The sequence below is a fragment of the Chryseobacterium sp. MMO-72 genome (genome assembly GCF_037146035.1).
Classification (GTDB): domain Bacteria; phylum Bacteroidota; class Bacteroidia; order Flavobacteriales; family Weeksellaceae; genus Chryseobacterium; species Chryseobacterium indicum.
Genome location: NZ_JBBCWG010000017.1, coordinates 66378 through 90229 on the forward strand (window position 1 = coordinate 66378; position 23852 = coordinate 90229).

Annotated in this window: 20 protein-coding genes and 1 rRNA gene; all 21 read right to left on the minus strand. The window is 31.3% G+C overall.

What is annotated here, in order from left to right; all coding sequences use genetic code 11:
• Positions 1-55 precede the first annotated feature (55 nt).
• The gene (locus tag WFH39_RS18750) at positions 56-1174 is read right to left on the minus strand and encodes a polysaccharide biosynthesis C-terminal domain-containing protein (protein ID WP_336690991.1); all 1119 of its coding nucleotides are present in this window, start codon (positions 1172-1174) and stop codon (positions 56-58) included.
• A gap of 2 nt (positions 1175-1176) precedes the next feature.
• A complete protein-coding gene (locus WFH39_RS18755) occupies positions 1177-1599 on the minus strand; it encodes a WxcM-like domain-containing protein (RefSeq protein ID WP_336690992.1) in 423 nt (140 codons plus the stop codon).
• A 9-nt stretch (positions 1600-1608) separates the two neighbouring features.
• Positions 1609-2643 (minus strand): polysaccharide biosynthesis protein, encoded by a 1035-nt coding sequence (locus tag WFH39_RS18760; RefSeq protein WP_087709320.1) that lies wholly within the window; start codon positions 2641-2643, stop codon positions 1609-1611.
• A gap of 10 nt (positions 2644-2653) precedes the next feature.
• On the minus strand, positions 2654-3661 hold the full coding sequence (locus WFH39_RS18765) for a glycosyltransferase (RefSeq protein WP_336690993.1): 1008 nt from the start codon (positions 3659-3661) through the stop codon (positions 2654-2656).
• Positions 3658-4653: a glycosyltransferase family 4 protein gene (locus tag WFH39_RS18770; RefSeq protein ID WP_214590634.1), complete on the minus strand. Its 996-nt coding sequence runs from the start codon at positions 4651-4653 to the stop codon at positions 3658-3660. The genes WFH39_RS18765 and WFH39_RS18770 overlap by 4 nt, the downstream gene beginning before the upstream one ends.
• A complete protein-coding gene (locus WFH39_RS18775; RefSeq protein WP_250902181.1) occupies positions 4654-5736 on the minus strand; it encodes an EpsG family protein in 1083 nt (360 codons plus the stop codon).
• A 276-nt stretch (positions 5737-6012) separates the two neighbouring features.
• A complete protein-coding gene (locus tag WFH39_RS18780) occupies positions 6013-7455 on the minus strand; it encodes a hypothetical protein (protein ID WP_336690994.1) in 1443 nt (480 codons plus the stop codon).
• Positions 7456-7558: 103 nt separating this feature from the next.
• Positions 7559-8557 carry a CgeB family protein gene (locus tag WFH39_RS18785; protein WP_336690995.1) on the minus strand — a complete coding sequence of 333 codons (999 nt, stop codon included), beginning with the start codon at positions 8555-8557 and terminating at the stop codon, positions 7559-7561.
• Positions 8554-9456, minus strand: a complete 903-nt coding sequence (locus WFH39_RS18790; protein ID WP_336690996.1) for a glycosyltransferase family 2 protein — start codon at positions 9454-9456, stop codon at positions 8554-8556. The genes WFH39_RS18785 and WFH39_RS18790 overlap by 4 nt, the downstream gene beginning before the upstream one ends.
• Before the next feature lie 14 nt (positions 9457-9470).
• Complete coding sequence (locus WFH39_RS18795) at positions 9471-10517, minus strand: hypothetical protein (RefSeq protein ID WP_214590639.1); 1047 nt, start codon at positions 10515-10517, stop codon at positions 9471-9473.
• The gene (gene glf / locus WFH39_RS18800; protein ID WP_214590640.1) at positions 10507-11613 is read right to left on the minus strand and encodes a UDP-galactopyranose mutase; all 1107 of its coding nucleotides are present in this window, start codon (positions 11611-11613) and stop codon (positions 10507-10509) included. The genes WFH39_RS18795 and glf overlap by 11 nt, the downstream gene beginning before the upstream one ends.
• 4 nt (positions 11614-11617) lie before the next feature.
• Positions 11618-12922, minus strand: a complete 1305-nt coding sequence (locus WFH39_RS18805) for a flippase (protein WP_336690997.1) — start codon at positions 12920-12922, stop codon at positions 11618-11620.
• A 77-nt stretch (positions 12923-12999) separates the two neighbouring features.
• Positions 13000-14304 (minus strand): nucleotide sugar dehydrogenase, encoded by a 1305-nt coding sequence (locus tag WFH39_RS18810; RefSeq protein WP_442891773.1) that lies wholly within the window; start codon positions 14302-14304, stop codon positions 13000-13002.
• Complete coding sequence (locus tag WFH39_RS18815; RefSeq protein ID WP_336690998.1) at positions 14288-16672, minus strand: GumC family protein; 2385 nt, start codon at positions 16670-16672, stop codon at positions 14288-14290. Before WFH39_RS18815 ends, WFH39_RS18810 begins: the two co-directional genes overlap by 17 nt.
• Before the next feature lies 1 nt (position 16673).
• Positions 16674-17492, minus strand: a complete 819-nt coding sequence (locus WFH39_RS18820; RefSeq protein WP_336690999.1) for a polysaccharide biosynthesis/export family protein — start codon at positions 17490-17492, stop codon at positions 16674-16676.
• A 39-nt stretch (positions 17493-17531) separates the two neighbouring features.
• The gene (locus WFH39_RS18825; protein WP_336691000.1) at positions 17532-19457 is read right to left on the minus strand and encodes a polysaccharide biosynthesis protein; all 1926 of its coding nucleotides are present in this window, start codon (positions 19455-19457) and stop codon (positions 17532-17534) included.
• A 111-nt stretch (positions 19458-19568) separates the two neighbouring features.
• Positions 19569-20699, minus strand: a complete 1131-nt coding sequence (locus WFH39_RS18830) for a DegT/DnrJ/EryC1/StrS family aminotransferase (RefSeq protein ID WP_336691001.1) — start codon at positions 20697-20699, stop codon at positions 19569-19571.
• A gap of 19 nt (positions 20700-20718) precedes the next feature.
• A complete protein-coding gene (locus tag WFH39_RS18835) occupies positions 20719-21183 on the minus strand; it encodes a regulatory protein RecX (RefSeq protein ID WP_336691002.1) in 465 nt (154 codons plus the stop codon).
• Between the two features lie 59 nt (positions 21184-21242).
• Positions 21243-22508: a serine hydroxymethyltransferase gene (glyA, locus tag WFH39_RS18840; RefSeq protein WP_336691003.1), complete on the minus strand. Its 1266-nt coding sequence runs from the start codon at positions 22506-22508 to the stop codon at positions 21243-21245.
• A 341-nt stretch (positions 22509-22849) separates the two neighbouring features.
• Entirely contained in the window at positions 22850-23143 is a 294-nt protein-coding gene (locus tag WFH39_RS18845) for a hypothetical protein (RefSeq protein ID WP_336691004.1), read from the minus strand.
• Between the two features lie 601 nt (positions 23144-23744).
• Positions 23745-23852 (minus strand): 5S ribosomal RNA (rrf, locus tag WFH39_RS18850).

Sequence of the window (23852 nt, forward strand, 5' to 3'; positions counted from 1 at the left end):
TAAATTTTAATGTCTGTTTATTGGAGAAGCCCGTGAAGTTTATAGTTAAATATTATTAAACTTCCACAAAATAGGTATCTGAATCTTCCGGATTAAAGGGTTCATTGATCCAGAAAATAGTGTACAGTTCTTCTTCTCCGATGTTTTTAATATTGTGGGTATACCAAATCGGCATATCTACATAAGCGGGTTCGTTTCCGTCTAAATAAAAATCCAGAACCTCATCGCTGTCTATTTTTCTTAATTGAATAAGAGCTTTGCCTTTAATTACCGCAAATCTTTCGATTTTTCTTGTATGAAAATGGTTTCCTCTGGTAATTCCCGGAACGGTAGTGGAAAAAGAACACTGTCCGCCGATTCCCAAACGAATTACTTCCACAAAAGCTCCTCTCGGATCGGTGTGCTGTATAAATTTTACGGGATAATGATTTTTAATATCAAAATAGCAGCGGAATGTATTGAAAAGGTTAAGATCGAATTTCGTTTCCAACACTGGAATTTCTCCGTTATCAAAATAAAGCTTTTTATAATTTTCAAGTTTAGCTAAAACTTCAGAAACTTTATTTACGGATGTGTGAGGAACTTCGTATAATTCGTTGGTTTCTGAAATTTCTATCTGATTGATGATTTCCTGAACAAGTTCTCCGACATAGATCAGTTTTACTTCTCCATCATTATCAATCACAGGATTTTCGCCGTGGGTAAGTTTATGACAGAATGTTGCGATGAAAGAATTGTAATTCGGTTTTCCAAAAGGTCCGAAAACGTTAGGAATAATCATCCCTGTAAATTTACCTCCATTGTTTTTTGCCCAGTCTGCAAATAATTCTCTGCCTTCTTTTTTAGATTTACCGTACAGATTATCTCTTTCTTCCTGAGAAGATGATGAGAAAAGAACGTGTGCTTTTGATCCTGTTCTCTGTAAAGAGTCTGTCAGTTTTTTAACAAGCTTTACATTATTATTGAAGATTACTTCCGGATCCGGATGGCGGTTCATGGCTGCAAGATGTACAATAACATCACATTGCTTCACAAAGTCGTCCAGTTTTTCAGGAGAGTCGAAAAAATCTCTTTCGAAAGAAATTCTTTCAAATTTTTCAGGCTGTAAGCCCAAAGTGTTATATAAATGCGAACCAACAAAGCCGTTTTGTCCAGTAATTCCTACTTTTTTCATTGTTATAAATTTTTAAAGTAATCAATAGAAAATCGATAATCATCTTCTATTTCTCCCAAAGCATAATCTGCCATTACCAATAATTTTGATCCTTCTACTTTGGATTGAATGGCACTTGCATATCCTTGTGGAATATGAAGAATATCCAACTGATCTGCATGAAGTTCAAATTCCAAAATTTCTGAATCTTTTGAGGGTGTTTCCCAATGATCAATTTTTATTAATCTTATGATAAAGATTCCCTGTAATGCCGAGAACCATCGCTGTTCAGTTTTGTGACCTGTCCAGCCTCTTATAAAATCTGTATCTTTATTTTCGATACAGTATATTCTTTTAATTGCCGAAACATCAAAGTTATTGTTAAAAAACAAACTGCCTCTTTCGTCAGAATATTTCCCTCCTTCTATGATTGCAGGAATAGCCATAATAAAAAATTAATCAGGATATTGCATTATATCTTCTCCCAGAACTTCTTTTCTGATTAAAGGGAGTTTTAATAAAAGTTTTTTCATTCCTTCAACATCTTCCTGTTTTGTATTATGAGAATGGTAGTCTTCTATTTTTGAAATATCTTCTACCCCTTCTGAAAAATACTGTGCGTAATTAAGATCTCTGTTATCGGCAGGAATTCTGTAAAATTCTCCCATATCTTCTGCTTTCAGCATCTCTTCACGCGTACAAAGGGTTTCGTAGAGTTTTTCACCGTGTCTCGTTCCGATTACTTTTACCGGATTATCGGCTTTAAACATTTCTTTCAGAGCCTGAGCAAGATCTCCGATAGTTCCTGCAGGCGCTTTATTAACGAAAAGGTCGCCTGAGTTTCCGTGTTCGAAAGCAAAAAGAACTAAATCTACCGCTTCCTCTAACGACATTAAGAATCTTGTCATACTCGGATCTGTAATGGTAATGGATTCGCCATTTTTAATCTGTTTTACAAATAACGGAATTACCGATCCTCTGGAAGCCATTACGTTTCCATATCTTGTAAGGCAAACTGTTGTATTTTCCAGATTACGTGATGCGGCAACGGCTACTTTTTCCATCATTGCTTTGGAAATTCCCATTGCATTGATAGGGTATGCAGCTTTGTCTGTACTTAGACAGATTACTTTTTTCACATTGTTTTTTGCAGCGGCATCAATTACGTTTTGGGTTCCTTCTACATTGGTTTTTACGGCCTGCATCGGGAAAAATTCGCAGGAAGGCACCTGCTTTAAAGCTGCGGCATGAAATACATAGTCTACTCCTCTCATTGCAGGTTCTACACTTCTGTAATCTCTTACATCCCCGATATAGAATTTCAGTTTATCGCTTCTAAACTGGTTTCTCATATCATCCTGCTTTTTCTCGTCGCGCGAAAAAATACGGATTTCTCTGAAGTGGTCTGTATTGATGAATTTTCTTAAAACAGCCGTTCCAAATGAACCTGTTCCACCTGTGATAAGAAGGACTTTATTTTGTATTTCCATAATTTATATTTTAATGCAGTAAAGAAATTAATGTATTGATTTCATTCTTTACTTTAGACTCCGAGTTTATTGTATTTTTTTGCAAAGATAGTGATAATGCTTCAGTAATAGAATCTACTTCTAAAGGATTAAAAACCAGACTTGGCTTGCAGACTGCATAGGTATAAGGTAAATCTGCACCGATTATCTTACAGCCGTTTTCTATAGCTTCCACTAAGCCTAGACCGAAGCTTTCCGTAAGGGATGGGAATATGTGATATTCTGATTCCATGTATAATTGGCATAAAGAATTTCGATCTACGAATCCAATATTTTCAACAGGATATCCCTGATTTACTTTTACATTAATTGAGTTTAATATTTCAGAAGCATCATCAGGAATCGTTAGAATGAGTTTTCCTTTTTTGTGTTTATCATAAAATTTCGCGAATGCTTCAATCAGCCTAAGATGATTTTTGTGTTTTGACACATTGCTGACGTAAATATACTGATGCTCTTTTCTGATATTTGTGTTAACTTCTGAAGTGAAAGGAGGATAAAAGGGAATGACCAAAATATTACTTCCCTGAATCCCATATTTTTTTGACAGTTTTTCTTTAACCAACTCTGTCTGAACCAGCCAGTAATCTGTATTTTTTTTGAAAGCATTCAGAAAACGGGTTTTGATGTAGTATATCTTTTTACTTATAAAAGACATTTCTTTTGGAAGATCCAAAAATAACAACTGATGAAAGTAAGTATAAACTTTAGCGGAAGTTTTAATATTAGGAGGAAGATTTCCGAAACACAGTATCGAAGAAAACTTATTTTTATTCTCTTTATAGAAGTTTCTTCTTTTTATTAAAGAAGCCTTTAAGTATATTACTTTATTTTTTTTTAACTGTAATTTTTCTTTCTGAATACGTTCATCCAAAAGATAAAAAACTTCTTTATCAGTTTTCTCCAGTTCTTCAATAAGATAATCTAACAGGACTTTCCCACCGCTGTTGTTGATGTATAATGCGTCTATTAGTATCATGATTTACTTAATATTTTGAAATATAATTTTATATACAGGTTAGCCACATTTTCTACAGAATATTTTACTACGTTTTTTTTACCTAATAATGTTAAACGCTGCCTTTCTTCCTTGTTATTTATAAGGTCTTTTATTGCAGAGCGAATGCTTTCAACTGAATATGGATTAACAAGTAGGGCTCCTTCTCCTGCTACCTCATTCATTGGAGATAAATCCGATGTTATAACGCAACAATTTTGAGCCTGCGCTTCTAATATAGGCAAGCCAAAGCCTTCGTAAACAGATACAAAACATAAAATATGAGCTTTTTGATAACATTTTAACAGCTCACTTTCTGTAATACCAACCAAATTATCGTATTTGAATTTATTTTCCATCAAATACATCTCTTGTATAGTTGATAAATTACCTACTATTGTTAAATGTATGTTGAGTCCTTTTAATGCTCTAAAAACTCTATCTATATTCTTGTTTTGTCTCGTCCCTACTATTAAAATATTAGGAATATCACTTATTTCCTTAACCTCATCTTTTTTATTAATTTCAATGGAAACACAATTAGGTATTACCGTAATTTTATCTTTAGACCAGGGTATTAAGTTAACAATTTCTTGCTTTGTCTTTTCGGATATTGCAGTAATATATTTCAGTTTTCTAATGGGCAGATAAACCCATAATAAAAAGTATAACTTTCTTTTAACACCCTTCATCTGTTCTAATCCTACTAAATCGTGGATTGTAAGTACTGTTCTATTGGCATCTAAAAACAAACTTGCCCAATGGATGTCTCCTGTAATATGATTTATTTGTGCCTGATTTTTTCTAAAATATAACATGGATCTAAACATGCTAACAAAAGAAAAATTATAGGGATTAACGATTTTATAAGTTTTTACACCTTTTTCCTCTATGGATTTTATGATAATGTCAAATAATTTTTCGATACTTATTTGATGACTATTATATGCTCTGAAAAAATAATTTATTTTCATTTAAAAAATTCCAAAAATTGTTTTATAAGGGATAAATAAGTGAGGATATGGGGCTATATTCTTGCAAAACAAAAATATAGAAAATAAAATAATAAAAGCTAAAAAAATATGCTGTAAATATTTCTGATTTAACAATTTTAAAAGAGTAACATAACTTATACATTCAAAAATTAAGAAATAAGTTCCAGCTCTTGAGGCTAAAAAAGGAATTGTATAAAAAAGAATATAAAATATCAACGAAAACCAACTAATATTATATAAAATATTAAAGATTGGACGAAATTTATGCTCAGTCTTAAATATTAAAAATAATATCACAAGTAATGCTCTTCGCAAAAAACCTAGTATTATATTGGAATCTACAGGTATAACTACATTTTCGGTTGTTTTATATTTGTTTATGAGATTAGAATAAGCTTGAGGGATAAAATTGTCTATATTAAAAATTATGTAGCTATTAATGTTAAAAGCTAAAAACAAAAAAGCAATCACTAGACAAGAAATCCAAAAACTATATGCTATTCGATTCCTAAATAAAGCTATAGGTAAGAAAACTATAGCGGAATAATGAAAACCACAGGCAATAAGAACGGATAAAAAAAATAAAAAATAATTTTTAAATGATGCACTATTAATAAAAAAAGTAAAAAAGGTAAAAAAAACGATGACGGCTGCCATCAACTGCCTGTTGCTTCCCATAAGACCTATAGAAATACAAAATAATAATAATAATGATATTATCGGATAAGGAGAAACTTTCTTTAAAACAATCCCTATTAATAAATAATAAATGAAATAATAAATAAATAGAAATAGGTGATATGGTAATTTTAAAACTACAGCTAATTTTGAAAATATTGAATATAAAGGTTCATATCTTGATTGATAATTTTGATGAGTAAAATAATTTTGATAATCATAATAATAAAAAAAATAATCTGTACCACTACTATACTTAATTGCCTCTAAGATTACGAGATATATTAAAAAGAAATATAGTATGATATTCTTTCTCGTTTTTATCAAATCAAAGAATGATAAGATCGAAAATACAATTAGTAAAAATAGAGTAAGTAATATCATAATAATTAATAATATCTAAATACAAGCAATTCTATTAATTATGTAATTTCTATAAATAAATTGTATTTCAATTTATTTATAAAAATTATAATCTTCTTCATTTTGTTTAAGCCTTGTTTTATGTGGTTCATTAAAGATATGATTCTATACTAAAGTTGTCTGGTAAGTTATATTCTTGATTCTTTTTTTTATAAAAATATTTTTCAATACTCCCGAACTAATAAAAATAAAGTTAAATTGTTTTACTAATTCTAAACTTAATTTAAAGCAAATTAATTACTTAATATAGGATCGTACGAAAAAAAACTTTGTAAAAAAATAATAGACTAATATCATTTGAAACAAGGAGGCAATAAAAAAATAAACATCTTGTTCGATAATAATACTTTTTACCAAAAGATTTGCATAAAAAATTAAATGAAAAATAGATTTTTTCTTTATGCAAAAATCAACATAGTTGAGTACTACAGATAGTAATAAAAAATGAAATACAACATATATAAATCCTCCTTCCAAATATGCCCAACCATACATTGTTGGCGTGGGAGAATTTCTTATTCCTTTTACAATCATTTCTTGTAGTTTTGCCCCATTGTCTTCTTGCGGTTTGTTTGACAATATAAATCTTGGGATTAATGAAACAGGTAAGTAAATAAATCTATCTAAGTTTTTATAATTATTCCAATCCTTCTCTTTTTCTAAAGCAAAAACCAGATAGGGCAACATTGCTATTCTATCAGTATAGCTATTTGTACTGGAAGAAACATTTTTTCCAAAATTTAATGATACAGTTTGGGCGGTTGCGACTTGTAAAGCAGCAACTTTACTTACTCCTGGATTCTTAACTAAAATATCTCGGTAGTTATTATTTAATGGATAAAGAATAAGTAAAAACAAAAATGAAAACACTACATATTTTATATTTATTTTCCTTCCGGAATTAAGATAAGGAATTAAAAAAAGAACAATTCCAAAAATAAGAATTCCTTTCATACCGGCAATTAATCCAAAAAGAATATATAAAAACATATACGTTTTAAACGCTATATTAAACATTCTAGAATTATAATGCATGGAATACTTAAGGATTAAATAAGACAAATAAAAAATAGGAGATACGATATTAATTACCTGAAATATGAATGAAAAAGATCCTATGTTTACTTCATCCGAAGCTCCATACCCTATAACACCCAACGCGAGTAATAAATACATGAGTCCTATAAATGATAGTGAAGAAATAATAAAAAGTTTTTCATTTCTCAAAATATATTTATTTTGTATCTCGTAATTCAGTACATTTTTATTTTTTACAGCACCAAAAAAAATGAACAGAAAATCTACAATATTAATTGTCATTAAACCAATAACAACAGTTAGTAAAGCACCATAAACATAAGAAATGTTCACATAATTTTCCGCATATATTCCTACCTCTTTAGAATCCAACAAATTAGCTATATCATAATAATTAAAAATCAAATATAAAAAAGTAGAAAACTTCACCCAATCTGTAAGTCTTGGTTTTCCTAATTTATACCAAGAGTATGTAAATGGCACTATAGATAGCAGCGATGATAAAAAAGCTAATAACAATTCATATTCAATTTCTCTATTCTTTACCTCATTCAATAAAAAAAAAGATTTATATGCAATGAATCCAAATACTATTAGATTTATAGCAATAAATGTAGCTTTATTTAATTTTAATTTTAACATTACGTTTTTCTATTTGACTGTATATATTAATTTTTTTATCACTTTAGTATAATTAAAATCTACAATAATAAATATATACTCACAAATTGCTAATTTTTGAAAATTACAATATACTATCTAACATTTTTTTCAATCTTATGTCATAAGTATGATGTGTTAAGAAATGTTCTCGTTGCTGTTTGCTTAAAAGGTGTCTTTCATTAGGCTTATCAATATAGTACTTAATTTTTTCTATAGCTTCATTAATATTTTTAAACGTAAATTGTTCCGGGTCAATTATAGAGTATTCTTTAATTATGGGTTTATAATCACATATCTGAAAAGCACCGATGCCACCAATCTCAAAGAATTTTACATTCACAGATTCTATCTCCGCATAATGAAAGTTATTAAAAACTATTTTAGATCCTAACAAAACCTCTGATTTTCTGGCACCAGTAATATATTCATTGGTAAAGTTATTCTGAACTGCCTTCTGTGGGAATCTCTTATCCGGTATGCCAAATAATTTTATGTTTATATTGCTTTCTACCAAACTTTTAATCATATTGGCACGGTAAGGATACATATTTCCAAAGGTTACAACATCTATATTTGTCTCTTCTTCCAATGTTTTTCTGTCTTTTCCTTCAAAAGGTTTGTGAACTCTTTGGTTAAAAGCCTCAGGAAGATAATGCGCATTCAGAGACATTTTACCTTTCATAAAACTTACAATGTAAGGATCTTTTGTAAAATATGCATCATAATCGGAAACAAATATCTGTTGATACTCAAAAGTGGTTAAAGCATCCGGGTTAATATGAATCGCTACTACATTTTTAAGTTCATCTTTTATTTTTCTTATACATTTCGGATGTATAAAGCGATAAACCCCGATTACCAAATCCGGTTTTTCATCAATAACTCGATCTGCTATTTTAAGAAATACTTTTTCATCATATTTTGGGAATAGTTTTGTAGCATAATAATTATATCTGTACGGAATTTTTATTACATCTGAAATATCAATATGAAATACCTCATGTCCTAAAAAAGTAAGAGAATCATGTATATGATATTCTAAGCTATCAAAATCTTTGCTTCCTATAATCGCTATTTTCATAGATGTGTCTTTTTTATTTCAGTGAAGTATTCAAAATATTCTTGTTTTGTATATTTTTTATTGAATTTACTGAGCCACAAAAATAAATTGTCATAAATTTTATATAACTTGAAGTTTTCAAAATCGTTCTTTTTCAAATATAAGTTTTTGCTTTTATGTACAATAATCCTTTTTTTATTTGTGTACCGCTTTATATTTTTTCCACTAGCATCTTCTAGATGAATAATTCTAGTTTTTGTATAGATAAAATTTCTTACACCAAGCAAATTACTCATCCTTTTCTGTAAATCAGATTCTTCATAATACATGAAGAAGTCTTCATCAAATCCGTTAAGCTTGAGAAAATTTTTCTTTCTCATAAGCATATCCGCGCCGATCACGTAATCAATTTCAAAATAATCATTTGTTAATTCAATCGGTTTTCTCTTTTCCTTTTTAACGAAAAAATTAGTAATTGGAATTAATGATAAATAATTACTAATCTCTTTTTTACAGGAAGGAAACTCATCGCCATATCCATTAATTTCATACTTATCATCAATTAAAAGACAGCCTAAAACTCCAATTTTTAACCCTTCTTCGTTCTGACAAAAGAAATCAAACATTTTTTTTATGGAATTTTCAATTAAAATGGTGTCTGAGTTTAATAAAAACAGAAGTTCTCCTTTAGCTTTTTCTGCTCCAAGATTATTAGCTTTGCCAAACCCCAAATTTTCAATAGAATAAATATACGTTATATCTCTCCTCTCTTCGAAATATTCTTTAGAGCCATCTTTAGAACCGTTATCAACTAAAATGATTTCATACCCCAAATCTTTTGTATGAGAGATAATAGAATTTATACAATCATTGGTAATATCTTTTGTGTTATAATTAACAATTATTATTGAAACCTGCATTTACTGAATTTTATCTAGTGAGAAGACTTTATGTTCTTCAAGTTAATATACTCAATAATATTATCTATCTCTTTGTAAAATATACTTTCCTCTTCGACAATTCTACTTCTATAGTAGACAAAGTCTTTATTATGTTGTTCGTAATTATCAAATATATTATTTATTGTATTTTTAATCTTTTTAATATCGATTCTAGAAAATTTATAGTTTTCACTTATTGGAACATCCTCGAAATATTTTGCAGATCCTTTTGCAGCTACAATAACACAACATCCATTTATACATGCTTCCCTTGGGATCCTATCCTTTCCTGGATGATTACCAAAATCAATATAAACTTTTGCCGTTCTAAGCAATTCCTTCATTTGCACACGTGTAAGTCCGGATAATGGTACAAATTTTATTTCTGGTGCAGATTTAATTAATCTTCTGGTTGTCCTAATTCCTTTTGCTGGATTGTATAAAACTATATTTTGTTTAACAAGATTGGAGTTTCCTGCAAGATAATCTTGTATAAATTCTTTATTAATATAATCACTTAGGGGCATTTGATTGTAAAATCCTAAATTAAATATTTCATGCTGAGCATATTTGGACTGATAAACATTGATTAGTCTATCTTTATAGCATTTTCTAAGTGATGAAATACTTGTACACAACTTAATATTATAAAAATATATGTTAATTAATAACTGTTTCCATGTAAAATATCCCTTAAAAAAGTACTTTAAGTAGTCAAAAATTGAAGCTATGCCAAAGAAGTTATCAAAAGACATCCACCAAAAAAATAATTTAATATTTTTTGTTTGTCTAGCAAAGTATAAAGAACTTTCTGGTATAAACAAATAGTTTTTATCATTATCTTCAATATCAACAGAAGTTTTAATCTTATATTTTCTAAAGCCTTCTGGAATTTCCTCATTTACTATTTTATCCTTTAAATAATAAACTATATAACATTGCAGACCTTTTTTATTAAGATAGTCCACAAGTTGATGAGCTAATTCTGTCCCTCCTGTCTGGTATTTAGCTGGACATAAAACATATATCTTATTTTCCATAACTTTTACAAATTTCTAAAGCTTCGCCTATTACATGATGCATATCCATATATCTGTAGGTTGCTAATCTTCCCACAAAATAAATTTTATCCATCTTTTTAACCTCCTCTTCGTACAATGCAAGTTTTTCCATATCCTCCGTTAATCTTTTAGGATAGTAAGGAATATCTGCTTCCTCAGTTTCTTTACTGAATTCTTTGAAGTAAGTTGTTTTCTCATGTTCTTCCCAAGGAGTAAAATGTTTATGCTCGTGTACTCTGGTATATGGAACTTCAGGATCTGCATAATTTATGACAGGATTACCCTGATAATCTCCTTCTGCTACAGCTCTTTCAAAATAAACGGTTCTATAAGAAAGTCGTCCGTATTTATAATCAAAAAAAGCATCTATAGGTCCGGAATAGAAAACTTTTTCATATTCGGAAAGATCCCATGAAGAATCAAACTTCGTATTAAGTTTAACTTCAATATTACTGGCAGAAAGCATTTTCTCGAAAATTGCGGTATATCCATCTCTTGGAATTCCCTGATAAGGATTTGCATAATAATTATCATTATAATTAAATCTTACAGGTAATCTTTTGAGAATACTTGCAGGTAATTCTGTTGGTTCACATCCCCACTGCTTTTTTGTATAACCATAAAAGAAAGCTTTATAAAGATCTTCCCCGATAAACTTCATGGCTTGCTCTTCAAAATTTTGAGGCTCTTCAATATCTTTTTTTGCAATAGATTCTATAAATATCTTTGCCTCATCCGGACGCATAGTTTTATTAAAAAACTGGTTTATGGTATGCAGATTAATAGGCATGGAATAAACATTTCCTTTATAAATTGATTTTACGCGATTTACAAACGGAACCATTTCGCAAAAATTCTGGATGTAATCCCAAACTTCTTTATTGTCTGTATTAAAAATATGTGGACCGTATTTATGTACCATTACATTGGTTTCCGAATCTCTCTCCGTATAGCAGTTTCCCCCTATATGATCCCGCTCATCTATTACAGTGATGTGATTTTCCGGATTTTTACTTAATTGTTCTGCAATAACAGCTCCGGAAAATCCAGATCCAATGATTAGATATTTTTTCATTTTATTATTCGTTTCTATTTTTTAATGTCAAGAAAATTTGTTTTGGGTTGAAGTAATCCATTTTAAAAATACCTATTTTTTCTTTTTTCAAAGCAAAATACATTAAAATGGTAACTAAGCATTCTATGATTACACAATTCCAGGCCGTTCCTATATATCCCCAATATTTACTCATAAATATATTTAATATGAGACCTGCGATACTTGCTATGAAAGTTGTTCTGAAAAACATTTTATCCAGTCCTAAATTTAACATAAGCTGTATGCCGAAAATATTTGAAAGACCAACAATAAATGGTACAAAAGAGATAATTTTTAGAACATTAATGGAATTATCAAATTGATGTCCATAAATAAGCCTAACTAAAAATGGCGCAAATAAAAGAACAGCAACAGACGCAAAAAAGGTAAGATAAAAAACTATTGGAACAATTTTTTTAATTAGAGTTATTCCATGCTCTCTTGATATAGAAAATGCCCTGCCAATAAAAGGATAAAGTGCTGTTGAAATCGGAAGCATAAGCATTGAATTAACTATATTAAGGAAATTCTGACTTGTTGTATAGTAACCAACTTCTTTAGTATCCGCAAAAAAACCTAAAACTACAATATTGGTAGAAGTGTATAGACTAATTACTATAGTAGAAAAGAAAATTATTCTTTCATCAAGAATAAGTTTGAATGACTTTCTAAACGATATCAACCTATATTTAATATGAAATTTTCTGACAGCGTAAAGAAAAAGAAATACATTCGTAGATATTAGAAAAATTGTCGAAAGCAGAGGAATCCAATAATAATCTGAACTATGTTTAATTAAAATGAAAACTAATGCTGTATTTATAATACCTTTAACAAAATTAAGTTTAGCAAAAATTTCCAGTTCCTGTAATCCCTGAAAGATATATTGTGGCGAAATTACCGTAGATATACAGCCGGTAAATAATATTACTGCAACTGAAAGATCTTTCTGTATAGGGGTAAAAAAATAAAGAGAAATAACAAATAAAATGCAGGATACTGCATATAAAATTATTCTTGATGTAAATACTTCAGAAACAACTTCATTAATATATTCTTTATTATTTGAATTTTGTGATATTCTTCTGGTAGCCGTCAAATCAAAACCATAAGCAATAAGAAGCGTGAAATATCCAATAAATGCCATCGCATAATTAATAATTCCATATCCGTCCGGACCAATTATCCTGGAGACATATGGCACGGTAATCAATGGAAATATATAGTTAACTATCTGAATAATTCCCAAAGAAGCAATATTTCTTACTAACTTTTTTTTTTCAAGCATCATTATCTTTTTTAGATATTCTAATTTAATCCCTACAGCCTTATGTAGTAATTCTTATCCTGAGATTCAAAATCTATTTATAATCGTGCATCTGCGACATCTCTATCTAAGAATGCTTTCACATCAAATAATATAGAACTATCAGCTTTTAATGAAGCAATATCGAGTAATTTAAATTCATTATGTGAAACTGCTAAAACAACAACCTCATATTTTTTATCCTTAATGATATTTTCAAGAGTTTCGATATTATATTCAGATTTCACTTCGTCTTTATCCGCCCACGGATCATAAATATCCACATTAAGACCATACTGTTTAAGCTCAGAATAGATATTGATGACTTTTGTATTTCTAATATCTGGACAATTCTCTTTAAAAGTAATTCCTAATATCAGAGCATTTGCATTTTTAATCTGAATACCCTTCTGAATCATTAATTTCACAACCTTTCCAGCAATGAATTCCGGCATCATATCGTTTACTCTCCTGCCGCTTAAAATTACCTGTGGATGATAACCAAGCTGCCCTGCTTTATGAGCAAGATAATAAGGGTCTACTGAAATGCAGTGTCCTCCTACTAAACCGGGACGATATTTTAAAAAATTAAATTTTGTACCCGCAGCTTCTAAAACATCATGTGTATCTATACCGATTCTGTCAAAAATTAATGCTAATTCGTTTACAAAAGAAATATTTACATCCCTTTGAGCATTTTCAATTGCTTTTGAAGCTTCGGCTACTTTAATACTTGGCGCTTTATGAGTTCCTGCTTTAATAATCAGCTGATATAGTTTATCTATACTTTCAGCGATTTCTGGTGTAGAACCGGATGTGACTTTTTTAATGGTCACCAAAGTGTTTACTTTATCTCCGGGAACAATTCTCTCGGGTGAATATCCAACGTAAAAATCGACATTAAGCTTTAATCCTGATTCTTTTTCTAATATCGGAATACATTCTTCTTCTGTACATCCAGGATATACGGTAGATTCATAAATCACAATATCATCTTTTTTAAGAATTCTACCTAACATTTCACTTGCCTTTATCAACAGGCTAAGATCAGGAGAGTTAAATCGGTCTATCGGTGTAGGAACTGTTACAATGTATACATTTGCGTTTGCAATTTCCTCCAAAGAACAAGATGGTATATATCCTTTTGTAAAATTACTTTTAACTGCAATGCTCAGACACTCTTTTATTTCTTCAGAATTAGCTTCTAAGGTATGATCTTCACCCTCTTTAAGCTCCTCAATTCTTTTGATATTAATATCAAATCCATAAACAGGTAAGTGTTTTGAAAATTCCAGAGCTAATGGAAGCCCAACATAACCCTGACCGATTACGGCAATTTTAAAATCTTTATTTGTTTTCATCATTTTTAGTAAAAATGCTTTTTACCTTATCAAAAAAGCTTCTGTCATCTGTTGCTGTATATCCATACCCGTATTTGTTTCCATAAGCAAAGTACTCTTTGTTTACGTCATTCAATATAAAAGCAACATTCTTTATTTTGTGTCCTTCCACCTGTTTGTTGGCAAAATCAATCAGAGATTTTTCAGTATGTCTTGATCTTGTTACATATAGCGTTACATCTGCCATATTTGCAATTAACAACGTATCCGTAACCAGCATTAATGGAGCAGTATCAATGATAATATAATCATAAGTACCCTGAAGATCTGCAAGAAGATCTTCATATCTTCCGTTAGATAACAATTCTGTCGGATTTGGAGGAATACTTCCTGAGAAAATTACATCCAAATAAGGATTAAATGCGCTCTGGTGTACAATATCTTCTACAGAAACCTGGTCATCATAAAGAAACTCTGTAAGTCCGGCTAAACCTTTTCTTGTCGTATTATATCTTTGTAACTGAGGGTTTCTTATATCTGAACCAATGATGATGATCTTCTTCTTAGGAGTTGCCATCGTTAATGCAAGGTTTACCGACACGTGCGTTTTACCCTCCCCTTTTACGGTTGAAGTTACAAACACAGTTCTTCCTTTTTTGATATTTTTAGGGAACATGAAATTCATGTTGGTAATTAAAATTCTGAAAGACTCTGCCATTGGCGAAAGATCATTCATTTTTACCAACTCATCCTGTCCTCTTTCCATACTAGGGATTTCTCCTATGATTGGTTTTCTGTTCGTTAGTTTTTCAAGATCATGTTTTGTTTTTACTTTATCATTGAATAACTGCTGAAGATAGATGATCGCAATCGGAATCAAAAAGCCTATTAAAAACCCGGAAAGTAAAATTACCATGGCTCTGGGCGCAACATTCATTCCTACAAAAGCTTTATCAATAACTCTTGCTTTAGGTGCAGTAACCGCCATGGATATAGCCGTTTCTTCTCTTTTTTGTAATAAAAGAAGATATAGTGATTCTTTTATTTGCTGTTGTCTTTCAATGCTTCTGAATAGCTTTTCCTGAACCGGTACTTTAGCAATTTTACCTGAAATGCTATTTTGTTCTGATGATAAACCATTTTTAGCTAACTGAAGCCCTGTTCTGTTTTTCTGTAAACTCTGAATAACAGAATTTCTGATATTATTGATTTGCTTTGTAATATCAACAACAAGCGGGTTTTCCGGTGTAGCACTTTGAAGAAGTTTATTTCTTTGCAGAACTAACTGATTATACGAAGAAATATTAGTCGTTGCACTAGGATTATTTAGTCCTAAATTACTGGGTAAAGTCTGATAAGAATTCTGATTACCGACATATCCTAACAAAGCATCGGTAAGTTCAAGTTGCGCATTAATTTCCAACTCTTTACTCTTTGCTTCCGCATTTGTTTGTAAGCCTAATTTAACTTCTGTTTCTATATCGGATATTTGGTTACTCTGCTTAAACCTTTCTTTTTGGTTTTCTACATCGCCCAAATCTTTACCAACCTGCTCTATCCTTTCACTGATAAATTTAGCTGTATTTCTAAATTCTGTATTTTTATCTTCAATTGCATCCTCGTTGTATACCTGAACCAATTTATTAATAATTGCTTTAGCTTTATCAACATCGGCATGATTCATTGCAAGCTTGATAACAGTAGCATCTTTATTTATAAGTGATACATTTAAAGCTGCTTGATAAGCATCCGTTCTGGAATCAATTGTAGAGATATCTAATATAAGTTCATTTAATTTTTTGCCGGCTTTATAGTCCTCATTTCTTAAAATCATTATATTAGCAAAAGGCAGACTGATAACTTTATTGAAGGTTGTATTAATAGTGGGTATAGTCTCTGAAGACAGTTTCAACTGATTTCCGTCAATTTTTAAATTTACAACCCCTGAAATCTTACCTTTTACATCTTTTTCTTGTAAAACTCTAACCTTTATAGGAGAGGTTTCACCGTAAATTTCATGTTTTAAATCTCCATTATAAATATTAGTTTCGAGACCTAATGTCTTTACAACTTCTCGTACAAGTTTTTTAGACTTGAAAATTTCCATTTCATTTTCAACTCCATTACTACCTATCTTACCAATACCCGAAATATCTCTTAGAGCTGCAAAATCCTGTGTTCCCGCATTATTTGATTTAGAATCTTTAATAAGTACTGTTGAAGCGACTTCAAAAATTGGAACTTGTCTTTTAAGATATAGATACGCAAGAGTTACCGATACTATAACACTTGCAATAAGCCACATCCAACGTTTTAAATAAGGTTGAATTATATCTCTTACATTCAGTTCTGTTTCAATTTCTGTTGAGTGAATATTTTGTTGTTCCATCATTTTATTTCTTAAATAGACCTATCACAACTGCGATTGCTGTTACACCGATAGAAATTGCAGATAAAATAAGAGGTGTATTCGGATTCTGTTTTGAGATTACATCTTTTGTATTGTTCGCAGATACAATTATAGCATCACCCTGCTTGAGATTATAGAAAGGAGAATTAATAAGATTAGCATCCCGCACGTTTACTCTTCCATGAGTAATTTGTCCATTTTCTGTTCTTATTATCAGGATATCATCTCTTCGTCCATAGGTAGTGAGATCTCCGGCCATTGCCAAGGCATTTAGAATAGTTGCCTGTCCGTTTGTCACAATATAATCGCCCTGCCTGTTTACTTCGCCTAAAATTGAAATTTTAAAGTTGGTAAGTCTTACAGATACCGTAGGATTAATAACAAATTCTTTCATTCTGTTACTTATTTCCTCCTTGAATTGGACTAAGGTTTTGTTTGTTGTATTGAGTTTTCCCAAAATTGGAAAATCTATATCCCCATTTGAATCTACAATATAAGTTGGTCCTGAAATAGTTGTTGATCCTTGTCCTGGTGTATTGCCGCCTGCCAATGTATTACTCTGAACAAATTCTGAAGAAGAATAATTTTGGTTAAATGGTCTAACCACATCCATATCTTTTGCAGTAATCAGAATAATTAATTGGTCTGCCGGTTGAATAGTATTTTGAGAATTTTTAGCAGAAGCATCTATTGCAACATTTTCTATATTCTGCATATAATTCAGATCGTTGTGTGCGCTGGGATTGGTTTTGCACGAAACTAATGCAACTGCTAGTAATACAGCCAGTATTTTACCTTTCATCATATTTTTAAATTGTACAAATATACATTTATTATTTTTCTATTTATCCAGTATTTCATAAATAGAATTGTTACTTCTAAACTCGGGAACAATAGTTTTTAGAATTCTTACCACTTCCACTTTATCTCTTTTGATTGCAGCCTTAGTAACAAGATTTATCATAGATTCTATCTCCGAAAATTCCATACTTGGATCTTTTGAGATCATAATTTTATCATTATGCGTTGGCAGTGTTTTTGCATCATCACTCAAAAGCTCTTCGTATAATTTTTCTCCGGGTCTCAGTCCCGTATAAATAATTTTAATATCAATATTAGGTTCGAATCCTGATAATTTTATCATTCTTCTTGCAAGATCCAGAATTTTAACCGGTTCTCCCATATCAAAAACAAAAATCTCTCCTCCATGCCCCATTGTTCCTGCCTGAAGAACAAGTTCACAAGCTTCCGGTATTGTCATGAAATATCTCACAATATCCGGATGGGTAATCGTTACTGGACCTCCTGCCTCAATTTGTTTTTTAAAATAAGGAATAACAGATCCGTTAGATCCTAAAACATTTCCGAATCTTGTTGTGATGAATTTGGTTTTATTTCCTTCTACATTCTGTAATGATTGAACAAATAATTCCGCAGCTCTTTTAGAAGCTCCCATCACATTGGTAGGGTTTACAGCTTTATCTGTTGATACCATTACAAATCTATTCACCTTGTATTTACTTGAAAGTGTTGCAATAATTCTGGAGCCTAATACATTTACTATAATTCCTTCGTGTGGATTTTCCTCAACCAATGGGACATGCTTATATGCCGCTGCATGGTATACCATAGAAAAATTATACATTTGGAATAATGGTTCTATTCTATGTTTATTGGAAACATCTGCTAAGACGAACTTAAAAGTGATATGAGGAAACTTTTCTCTCATTTCAAGTTCAATATCATATAAAGGTGTTTCAGCCTGATCTAATACAACGATAAGAGAGGGATTAAATTGTGCAACCTGTCTAACAATTTCACTACCGATAGATCCTGCACCTCCGGTTACTAAAATTGTCTTATTAAAGTGTCTGCTTCTTACATCTTCACTTTCAATTTTAATCGGCTTCCTGTTCAGTAAATCTTCAATTTGCAGATTCCTGATAGATCCTCCCAGATCACTGTCTCTAAGTTTTTGAACAGATGGAGCTTTAAAAATATTAAGATCTTTTTCCAGAAACAGATTCACCCACGAATTCATTTCGTCTTTAGACATCATTTCTTTTATAATGATCACTCCGTCTACAACCAATTCTTCCTTTGTATGACCTTCAATTTTTTCTTTTGAAAGGATTGGTTTTCCTAACAGTGATGCTCTCTTAGAATCTGATCTCTGAGTAAGAAATCCCACCACATGATAAGGAAGGCTTGGATTATCCAAGATAGCTCTTGCAATGGCTATAGACTGCTCATCAATCCCTAAAACAAGAATTCTCTTTTTAAGGGTACTTCTTCTATATTCTCTTACAATATGAAAAAATTCTTTCACATATAATCGGAATAGAAATAATCCCATAAAGGAAATAATGAAAAAAAGTATCAGATATGGTGTTAGAATGAATTTTCCTCCGGTGAACCAGAAATAAAAAATATTGACTGTTGCTACGGTAGCCATCGTACAGAAGCATGAAGTCAGAAGCTTAAAAAGATCGGTGAATGTTGAATGTCTGATTATTCCTGCATAAGTCTTAAAAATATACATGTAAAAAACATTCACGACAATAATTGATAAAAATACAAGATTCTTATCATCGTAGATAAATTCCTTTTGGGTAATTTTTTCTATAATGTAGGTAGATAAAAATAAGGATATTACCAGAATAATAATATCAATTATTAATATTATCCATCTGGGTAAATATCTTACATCAGAGAGACTGACAACATTATCTCCTCCAAAAATCTTCTTTCTAAGAGAATCGTACATTGTCTAGAGTTGTGTTCATATAATTTAAAATTAATGTCTAGAAAAATAAACTTATTTATCTTCGCGTAAAATTACAATAAAATTTCATCGATTTTTGAATTAATAACAAATTTAATTTCTATAGTCATATAACGTTCTGGTAATTCTTTCTTTACAATTTTCCGTAATATTACTTCCTGACGGAAGACACAGACCTCTATCAAAAAAAGCACCAGAAATATTACTGCCAAAAAAAATACAGTCTTTATAAAGCACCTGCAGATGCATTGGCTTCCATAAATATCTGGTTTCTATATTATTTTCAGAAAATATGCTTCGCATTTTTTTTTTATCCCAATATTCTCCATCAATCAAAATTACATTCAACCAATAATTTGAATAAAATTTTGCAGAAGGTTCAGAAAATAAATGAAGATCATCAAAACTTTCAAATAATTCCTTATAAAAAACGTGATTTTCCCGCCTTGCCCGAATCCTTTCTTCAAGCACTTCCATTTGTCCCCTTCCGATGCCAGCTGAAATATTGCTGATCCGGTAATTATATCCTAATTCTGAATGACTGTAAAAATCCTCATTTTCCTTAGCCTGCGTCGCAAGATAAATGGCTCTGTTTTTGGTAATCTGGCTTTTCGAAATAAGAATTCCTCCACCGGAAGTAGTAATGATTTTATTTCCGTTAAAACTGATAATGGATAAATCGCCAAAAGTTCCACATGCCTGATTGTTGTACTTACTGCCCAAAGCTTCTGCACTGTCTTCAATAAGGGGAATATCGTATTTTCTGGAAATTTCCAAAACTTCGTCTACCATAAAAGGCATTCCGTAAAGACTTACAGCAATAATAGCCTTAGGCTTTTTTCCTTTCTGCAGGCAAAATTTCACAGCGTCTTCCAACGCATTAGGACATAAATTAAATGTCGAGGGTTCACTGTCTACCAGAATTGGAACAGCTTTTAAATATAACACGGGATTTACAGATGCTACAAAAGTAAAAGACTGGCAGATCACAAAATCTCCTTCTTCTACGTTTAATAATCTCAAAGCTAAATGTATAGCAGCCGTTCCGGAGGAAAGAGCAGCCACAAAAGAATTTTCACCCAAATATTCTTCAAGAATATTCTCAAAATGATCTATATTATTTCCAAACTGAGAAATCCAGTTGGTATCAAATGCTTCTTTTATATATTTAAGCTCACTTCCTCCCATATGCGGAGGTGAGAGCCAGATTCTCTCCTCTTTCAAATTAAAATAATTTTATCATTTATGCGTTGTCAAAATTATCAATTATTTTCTCATATTCAAAGCCCCTGCTCATTAAATATTTAATTGTTTTGGCTTTTCTTTGATATTCTTTCAGTCCGCTCTGTTTATCATAATAATCCTGATAAATTCTACGGATCGTTTTACCGTAATCATCTTCATCAATTTCATCAAAACACAGATTAATTAACTTATCTGATATCTGTTTCTGTTTAAGATGAATTTTAATCTTTGTTTTCCCCCAATGTTTAATATAAAATTTTCCGCGAATATAACTTCTCGTAAAACGTTCTTCATTCAGATAATTTTCTTTCATCAGATAAAGCAAAATTTCTTCTTTCGCTTCATCAATAAGGAGAAACTCCCTCATTTTCTGTTCAACTTCTGCATGGCAACGATCCTGATAAACACAATAGTTTACCAGCTTCATTTTAATCTCGTCAAAAGTGAAAGACTTTTTCTCCATATATTCTACACAAAAAAGAATGAGCTAAGCCCATTCTTTATAATTTATTTCTAAGAAAATTAATAGTTGAATAAAGCTTTACCCTCCATTAATTCATTTACTTTTTTTCTGACAGAAGTTATAACTTCTTCATTTTTGATATTATCTACCACATCAGAAATTAATCCGGCAATAGTGTCCATATCATTCTCTTTCAGACCTCTTGTTGTAATCGCTGCAGTTCCCAATCTGATCCCTGATGTTGTAAATGGAGATTTATCATCAAAAGGAACCATATTTTTGTTACACGTAATATCTGCAAGAACAAGTGCTTTTTCGGTCTCTTTTCCGTTTACATTTTTATTTCTAAGATCAACCAGCATTAGGTGATTGTCTGTTCCTCCGCTTACAATATCAAAACCCCTGTCGATCATTGCTTTAGCCAAAGCCTGTGCGTTAGACTGAACCTGTTTTGCGTAGATTAAAAACTGATCGTCCAGTGCTTCACCGAAAGCAACCGCTTTACCTGCAATAACGTGCTCCAGCGGACCTCCCTGAATTCCAGGAAAAACAGCACCGTCAAGAACCTGACTCATCATTTTGATTTCTCCTTTTGGAGTTTTATGACCGTAAGTATTCTCAAAATCTTTCCCCATCATGATCATTCCACCTCTTGGTCCTCTTAGCGTCTTATGAGTAGTTGTAGTAACAACATGACAGTATTCAAATGGATTGTTCAAAAGACCTTTTGCCACCAGACCTGCAGGGTGGGCAATATCAGCCCAAAGTGTAGCTCCGATTTCATCAGCAACTTCTCTGAATTTTGCATAGTCTAAATCTCTTGAATAAGCAGAAAAACCAGCAATCAGCATCTTAGGTTTTTCCCTCAAAGCAACTTCTCTCATCTGATCGTAATCAATAAGCCCAGTTTCCTTTTTAACACCATAAGAAACAACGTCATATTGAATTCCTGAAAAATTAACCGAAGAACCATGCGTAAGGTGCCCTCCCATAGAGAGATCCATTCCCATAATCTTGTCTCCTGGTTTTAAAACCGCTAAGTAAACTGCCGCATTCGCCTGAGATCCGGAGTGGGGCTGAACATTCGCATATTCTACTCCGAAAAGTTCTTTAGCTCTGTTGATTGCCAAAGTTTCAACCTCGTCTACAACTTCACAACCTCCATAATATCTTTTTCCGGGATACCCTTCAGCATATTTGTTGGTCAATACGCTTCCCATAGCTTTCATTACATTCTCAGAAACAAAATTTTCTGATGCAATCATCTCAATACCATGAGTTTGTCTTAGTCTTTCCTTTTCAATCAGGTCGAAAATAATATCCATTTTACTTTTAGTTTTTGAAATTTTTCATGCCAAAAGTACGAAATTTTCACCGAGATTTCAGCATTCCGAATAATGATTTTATACCTGATTTACAACTATTGATAATAAAATTAGGGCTTCCTCCAATTTTATTAGAAACTTAAAAATATCTCGACAGGTGAATAACATAGTGTTTGTTTTCAAAATTAACTCGTAATGTAGATATCACAATATTGAAGGAAATACTGCAATGCTTATTTTTTAAATTAATTGACGACAAAACCTTGATGAAGTATTTCTTCCTTTAATTGAGAAATTCTTTGAGACCAATAAACTAATCTTTCATCCTTATCAGGAATTGATTATTTTGATAAGTTCTGACAATCAACCAAGTACTCTTGATATAATTTTAACTTGTCGCTCAAATAATCTTTATATTCCAATCTGTTTTGAGGAATATATCCTGGTCCACTACAACCACAAGAATGAAATACTTTTCCTATTGTATATAAACCTTCAACTATTTCCCATTTTTTAAAAGCCGTTTTCTTGGGAGCCTTAAAATCCAATCCCAGATCTGCCATTAATTGAGAACATTCAGGACATTTAATCGGACGATTTTCTATTTCCGAAATCAAAGTGTCCAATTTACTCATATCTTTCTTAAATTGAAATCCAGTTTTATAACTCAGCTTATTTTTATTGATTCTCTCTAAAATATCCGAAGAACTACTCTGTTTAAATGATTTTCTACATTTGAAGCAGACATAATGAGACTTGTATGTTTTTCCGGCATATCTACACATTTCCTTTAGTTTGTCTTAAATATAATATTATTAGAAAAATCTACAAAAATATCCGGTAAAAACAAATTGTAAATAAGGAGTTGACAATTACATACATCGTATTTATATATCATTCATTCACCAAATTTTCATGAGCTTATTCCCGCTATCCACTGTATCTTTTGGGTTACGGGCTCCGCTTAGCTCCGCCCGTAACCCAAAAGGATGCCGTTTCTATCGCGGTTAAGTAATGAGTAATGAGCAATGAGCAATGAAAGATAATTGATGATTGATGATTGACTATATCCTCGGCTTCTTTACTTTTTACTTTCACTTGTTACTTGTTACTTGGCTCTTTTCCCTTTTTACTTCTTCCTTTATCCTTTTAACTTGGCTCTTTCCTTGGGGTATTCTTTGAGGTATGGGCATAAAAAAAGTCTCATAGAATTTAATCTATGAGACTTTTAAAAAAAACTGGCGGTGACCTACTCTCCCGCTTTCGCAGTACCATCGGCGCTGGTGGGCTTAACTTCTGTGTTCGGAATGGGAACAGGTGAGCCCCACCGCTAAAACCACCCTA

Bases quoted from the DNA above. Each gene is read 5' to 3' on its own strand.
- WFH39_RS18770 (WP_214590634.1), bottom strand. From the start codon at position 4,653: ATGAAAATAAATTATTTTTTCAGAGCATATAATAGTCATCAAATAAGT.
- WFH39_RS18760 (WP_087709320.1), bottom strand. From the start codon at position 2,643: ATGGAAATACAAAATAAAGTCCTTCTTATCACAGGTGGAACAGGTTCA.
- WFH39_RS18835 (WP_336691002.1), bottom strand. From the start codon at position 21,183: ATGGAGAAAAAGTCTTTCACTTTTGACGAGATTAAAATGAAGCTGGTA.
- WFH39_RS18780 (WP_336690994.1), bottom strand. From the start codon at position 7,455: ATGTTAAAATTAAAATTAAATAAAGCTACATTTATTGCTATAAATCTA.
- glyA (WP_336691003.1), bottom strand. From the start codon at position 22,508: ATGGATATTATTTTCGACCTGATTGAAAAGGAAAGACTAAGACAAACT.
- WFH39_RS18820 (WP_336690999.1), bottom strand. From the start codon at position 17,492: ATGAAAGGTAAAATACTGGCTGTATTACTAGCAGTTGCATTAGTTTCG.
- WFH39_RS18815 (WP_336690998.1), bottom strand. From the start codon at position 16,672: ATGATGGAACAACAAAATATTCACTCAACAGAAATTGAAACAGAACTG.
- WFH39_RS18845 (WP_336691004.1), bottom strand. From the start codon at position 23,143: ATGAGTAAATTGGACACTTTGATTTCGGAAATAGAAAATCGTCCGATT.
- WFH39_RS18805 (WP_336690997.1), bottom strand. From the start codon at position 12,922: ATGCTTGAAAAAAAAAAGTTAGTAAGAAATATTGCTTCTTTGGGAATT.
- WFH39_RS18755 (WP_336690992.1), bottom strand. From the start codon at position 1,599: ATGGCTATTCCTGCAATCATAGAAGGAGGGAAATATTCTGACGAAAGA.
- WFH39_RS18750 (WP_336690991.1), bottom strand. From the start codon at position 1,174: ATGAAAAAAGTAGGAATTACTGGACAAAACGGCTTTGTTGGTTCGCAT.
- WFH39_RS18810 (WP_442891773.1), bottom strand. From the start codon at position 14,304: ATGATGAAAACAAATAAAGATTTTAAAATTGCCGTAATCGGTCAGGGT.
- WFH39_RS18775 (WP_250902181.1), bottom strand. From the start codon at position 5,736: ATGATATTACTTACTCTATTTTTACTAATTGTATTTTCGATCTTATCA.
- WFH39_RS18790 (WP_336690996.1), bottom strand. From the start codon at position 9,456: ATGCAGGTTTCAATAATAATTGTTAATTATAACACAAAAGATATTACC.
- WFH39_RS18825 (WP_336691000.1), bottom strand. From the start codon at position 19,457: ATGTACGATTCTCTTAGAAAGAAGATTTTTGGAGGAGATAATGTTGTC.
- WFH39_RS18795 (WP_214590639.1), bottom strand. From the start codon at position 10,517: ATGGAAAATAAGATATATGTTTTATGTCCAGCTAAATACCAGACAGGA.
- WFH39_RS18765 (WP_336690993.1), bottom strand. From the start codon at position 3,661: ATGATACTAATAGACGCATTATACATCAACAACAGCGGTGGGAAAGTC.
- WFH39_RS18785 (WP_336690995.1), bottom strand. From the start codon at position 8,557: ATGAAAATAGCGATTATAGGAAGCAAAGATTTTGATAGCTTAGAATAT.
- glf (WP_214590640.1), bottom strand. From the start codon at position 11,613: ATGAAAAAATATCTAATCATTGGATCTGGATTTTCCGGAGCTGTTATT.